Origin of the sequence: Microcoleus sp. BM001215392 (assembly GCF_036700185.1) — a bacterium.
Lineage (GTDB): Bacteria > Cyanobacteriota > Cyanobacteriia > Cyanobacteriales > Microcoleaceae > Microcoleus.
In genome coordinates this window covers 1-4,340 of sequence record NZ_JAUBOJ010000512.1, presented here as the reverse complement: position 1 = coordinate 4,340, position 4,340 = coordinate 1, and the positions used below count along the sequence as shown (strand labels likewise).

The 4,340-nt window shown below is 48.1% G+C and carries 4 protein-coding genes; 2 read left to right on the top strand and 2 right to left on the bottom strand.

Annotated features, from left to right (window positions below; translation table 11 throughout):
• Nucleotides 1–47: 47 nt before the first annotated feature.
• Both upp and QT974_RS31725 read left to right on the top strand, forming a co-directional pair.
• Nucleotides 48–407 carry a uracil phosphoribosyltransferase gene (upp, locus tag QT974_RS31730; RefSeq protein ID WP_442933232.1) on the top strand — a complete coding sequence of 120 codons (360 nt, stop codon included), beginning with the start codon at nt 48–50 and terminating at the stop codon, nt 405–407.
• A 429-nt stretch (nt 408–836) separates the two neighbouring features.
• A complete protein-coding gene (locus tag QT974_RS31725) occupies nt 837–983 on the top strand; it encodes a hypothetical protein (protein ID WP_333472350.1) in 147 nt (48 codons plus the stop codon).
• Between the two features lie 301 nt (nt 984–1,284).
• Here the strand turns inward: QT974_RS31725 and QT974_RS31720 are convergent, their stop codons facing one another.
• Entirely contained in the window at nt 1,285–3,204 is a 1,920-nt protein-coding gene (locus QT974_RS31720; protein WP_333472349.1) for a hypothetical protein, read from the bottom strand.
• Nucleotides 3,205–3,245: 41 nt separating this feature from the next.
• Nucleotides 3,246–4,340: glycosyltransferase family 4 protein (locus QT974_RS31715; protein ID WP_333472348.1), on the bottom strand; the 1,095-nt coding region annotated here is incomplete at its 5' end.

The following is a 4,340-nucleotide window of genomic DNA, read 5'->3' as shown; positions in this document are numbered from 1 at the left end:
ATGATACTACCATTGTCTATTGATGCTTAGAATCTTAATGAAGTTTTATAATACCGTCGGCGAGGGTAGGACATATTGGTTTGTACCGCGATCGGACTACTTGCGTGGCGATCGAATATTATTTCAAAGTTCCGCTGGATATCGAAGAGCGAGATGTTTTAATTGTCGATCCGATGCTGGCGACTGGTAATTCAGCAGTGGCGGCTGTCGATCGACTTAAAGAAGTAAATCCCAAGTCTATTAAGTTTTTGTGCTTACTGGCGGCGCCGGAGGGAATTGAGCATTTTCACCAGCAGCACCCTGACGTGCTGATTTATACGGCGGCGGTGGACGAACGTTTGGGCGAGCGCGGCTATATTGTACCCGGACTGGGCGATGCGGGCGATCGGCTTTACGGCACTCTTTGACGCTGGCCCGAGTACAGTATTTCTTGGTTTCAGGCGCACTTTTGGTGAATGAAATCACTGTTAAATATCACTGTCGGGCGAATCAATATTTTTGTGATTGCTAGATTTTTATAATTCCGAAAAGGGTTTTTTCGGTATTCTCAAATACATTCGTTTTAAAATTAATGGATTAGCATAAGTCTTGCTTTGATAGTGTCTGACAAAACAATTTGTCACAGTCAAACAGCACGAAAAACCAGGCGGGAGCGACGATCGCAGGAACATTTCAACCGAGATTCGTAAATTGCATTGATTAAATGTATTTACTGCATATTCAGGTTAAATTGTATGTATTTAATGCTTTTACTTCCTGCGATTAGTTCATAAAATATATCTATGACGTTCACCGCTTGGGATCGACTAATAATTTTTTGAAACGAGGAAAAAAAAATGGAGACGGCAGTAAAGAATGAATCCACACAGCAGGCTGTGGATGAAGTGAAAGTTAACAGCACCAACAGTGTAGAGTTTGAACTGTGGGCGAAAGCGGTGAAAAGGCAGATGATAGCAGCACTTTCTAAAAAAGGCGCGATGTAACATCTCAGGTTTTTTTGGTGTGGAAGTTGTGGAAATTCAATTAAAAAGATTGTTGTCTGTATAGTTTTGCGAGATTGATAGGGGGGATTGGGAGCGAGGGCTATAAAGGCTTCGCTAGCGGGTAAAGAGGGGGAGAAGCAAGCCTTTTCCTTTGGAGAGTTTTAGAGGCACGGGTGACAGGAAACCGGGTTTTTTTACGAAAATACTTCTGTTGCGATCGGCAGAAACGGTAAAAAAACCTGGTTTCTTGGTATCTGGAGGGCCTCGGAGACTGTTGGCTGCGTGAATGCAAGGTGCCAGATTACGATCGCTTGTCAACCGCCGCCAGCAAGCGCAGACTGCCGTCTTGCACCTGTACGGCTTTGACTGTTCCAACAGCGACTCTTTGTTGACCGTTAGCCATGGCTACTTCAATCTGAATCTTGGGGTCAGCCTGCAAGCCGAGCCGCCCCCACAGCCACTTGATTTGAGTAGCAGGAAAAGAGCGAACTTCTACATCTGCAAAGGGCGGATTAACCCAGCGGGTTCCGTCGTAAAAACTGGCTACCTGCACCTGATACCAAACTTGTTCTCCAGTCAATTTTAACTCGTTTTTCGCGGAGGGTTCCAGCCAGTCAGCGGGATTGATAGCGCTAATTAAAGTAGCAGAACCCATAATTTGACTTTTGTGGTCTTCTAAAGTTTGAGCCAGAGAAACTGCTTGTTCGAGTTTATTAATTAAATTCCGAATTCGACTTCTAGCTTCAGTGTCAGTATCAGATTGCTGGTCGAGCCAATTCATCGCCTCGCGAGTTCCGTCTTGAGAAGCTACAATCAGGGCGCCCCAAGCTTTAACCTCGGTGTCAGCGGCATTGACTCTCAAGGCGGCGTCTACGCGGTTCAAGATCCGCTCGCCGTCATTTTTGAGGGTGGTGGCAATTTCGTGACTGTTGCTCGGATCGGCTTCAAATACTTGTAAAGCTTCGGTCCAGCGGCCGTCGATCAAGTCGGCGAGAACTTGTTGGCTGGGACTGGCCCAAGATGCGATCGCCTGAGCGCGAGTAATTTTAGCATGAAATTCGATCGTCTCTAGCTGAGCTTGCGCGAGCAAGGGCCAATTCTGGCCGGCTTTGATCTTGGCCGAACGCATGACATTTAATCCCGGAGACCACAGCCCGCTTTTTGCCAGCCTCAGCCCATTTTTGTAAGTCTCGTCATTCAAGGCAAATTCTTCTAAAGAAATTGCTGTTAACTGAACGGGGTTGGGGACAAATTCGCGCGACCCGATTTGATAAATCGTAAATTGCGGCTCTAAACCAATTGTTTGGTCGATCGCCAATTGCGGGTTTTGGCCCTTAACAATTTGCTGCCAATTTGGCTGTTGTCCGGCCGCACTAGCCCAATCCAACAGCGAGATTAAATGATTTTGGCTGGGGTTGTAGCGCACGACTTGACCGTAGGGAATTTTTTTGTCCCCGCGCACCAGTTTACCGCTGACATTAAACCAAATCCCCGAGCCAGGGGGTTTTCCGTCAAAGCGGCGCAGTTCGGTCAGGGGAAGCGACTGATTGGAGGCTTGATTGTTTGATTGAGAATCACCTAAAGAAGCAATGACAAAAGATTCAGCAGGGCCTTCTATATTTACTGAACTTGCTAGCTGAAAATACTGCTCTTTATCGGAATCGCGATCGGGAAGTTGCACCCGTTTGTACACCCGAAGTTCGACAATTTGACGGCAAGGATTTTTGCAAACAGTAGAAGCGTTAACAGTTCTTTCTACCACGATCGGCAACAGCAAATCGGAAATAGTATTATCGCCGGATTTATCAACAGGAAGCGGTAGGGGATCGCCGGTGACGAATCCCAATTTGCGGACGCCAGCTTTGATTTGAGCGAGAGTTTGGATTGAATCTCTGCTACCTGTAGGTAAGGGCGACCATCCAGGTACAAATTGAGCGATCAACCTGTTACCGTTGGGATCGACAATTAGCTGGTAACTGAGCAAAGCACCACCTCCCATCAAAGCTGCACAACCGCACAAGACGCTGAGGGCTGTCAAATTAGCTACCAGTCTTTTCCAAGGATATCTGACGGGAGTTGGGGAAGCCGGTATGGGAAGCTCGGACTCTGGAAGATTGTTGGAGCGTCGGGCTTGGCGGCGGCGTCTTGTCGGAGGAGGAGCAACTTTTTGAGGTTCTGGGGGTTTGACTCGGCGTTTCGAGGGGTTAATTTTGTGTTCCATCGTCCGTCCAATTTTAGAAGTTAGATTTTAGAATTTCGAGTTTAAAGTTGCAATAGCCGATCGTACTGCCGACCTATGATATCCCAGGTGTATTGGCTTTCAATTCGCGAACGCGCGCTTGCAGACAGTTGCTGTCTTAACGCAGGATTTTCAAACAAACTGGTAATCGCCTCAACATACTCCTGAACTTCGTTCGCCCGCAAGGCCTCGATCGGTTGTCGGCCGCCGCCGATGGCTAAACCCTCCAAACCTCGATCGCTTGCGACGACGGGCGTTCCAGCAGCCATCGCCTCCAAAGTTTTATTTTTTATCCCAAAACCAATCCGCATCGGCACCACACAAACAGCAGCCTGATGCAAATATTCTGCCATCCTTTGCACCCTGCCTACTACTCGAATTCCCGGGAGTTTCCCCAAGGCCAAGACTTCCGGGATTGGCGAGGCCCCGACTAAGGTGAGGGTAGCATCCCGATATCGCTGCTGCAAAAGCGGGAGGATCTGCAAACCCAGAAACAGGGCGCCGTCTATATTGGGCAAATTGTTCATTGCACCTGCAAAAATTAAGGTATGTCCTCCCGGATCGATCGAGCGGTAGGGAAATTCTGCCAAATCCACGCCGTTAGGAATGACATCAATGGGAGGTACAAACAAATCTGCTTTCCCTCTTGGCTGCGGATGCGACAGCAATTCTAGGAGTTGCTCTCTGTCGGTGGATGTGGTGGCGACAATGCGGGAGAATTTAGCACAGTAGCGTCGTTCGTAGCGGGCGAGCAAGGGCAAATTTAGTCGATCGCGCAGGGGTTTTTGGGAAGTACCAGTGGCTAAAATTTCCCTGCAAGTTCCCCAAACGGAACTGTGAATATTTGCCACTGTCAGCAGTTTTTGTCGCCATTCTGGGCGCACGTAAATCTCGTTAACGCTGTGTTCGCAGGTAACAACATCGCATTTGCCGGCTGTTACCAACTCGTCGGCCCAATCCTGCATTGCTTGAGAGTAGCTTGAGAGTACGTTCGGAGGCGTACCCGATAACAAAAATCGACTAAATCTGTGCAGTTTACCGACTATTTCGTTCATTTTCTCATCAATCCTTTGATTGAGAGGAGGAAAGAACCCCCCCTCAATCCCCCCCTTGTTAAG

Coding starts and splice junctions, on each gene's coding strand:
- QT974_RS31725 (WP_333472350.1), top strand. CDS start 837: ATGGAGACGGCAGTAAAGAATGAATCCACACAGCAGGCTGTGGATGAA.
- QT974_RS31720 (WP_333472349.1), bottom strand. CDS start 3,204: ATGGAACACAAAATTAACCCCTCGAAACGCCGAGTCAAACCCCCAGAA.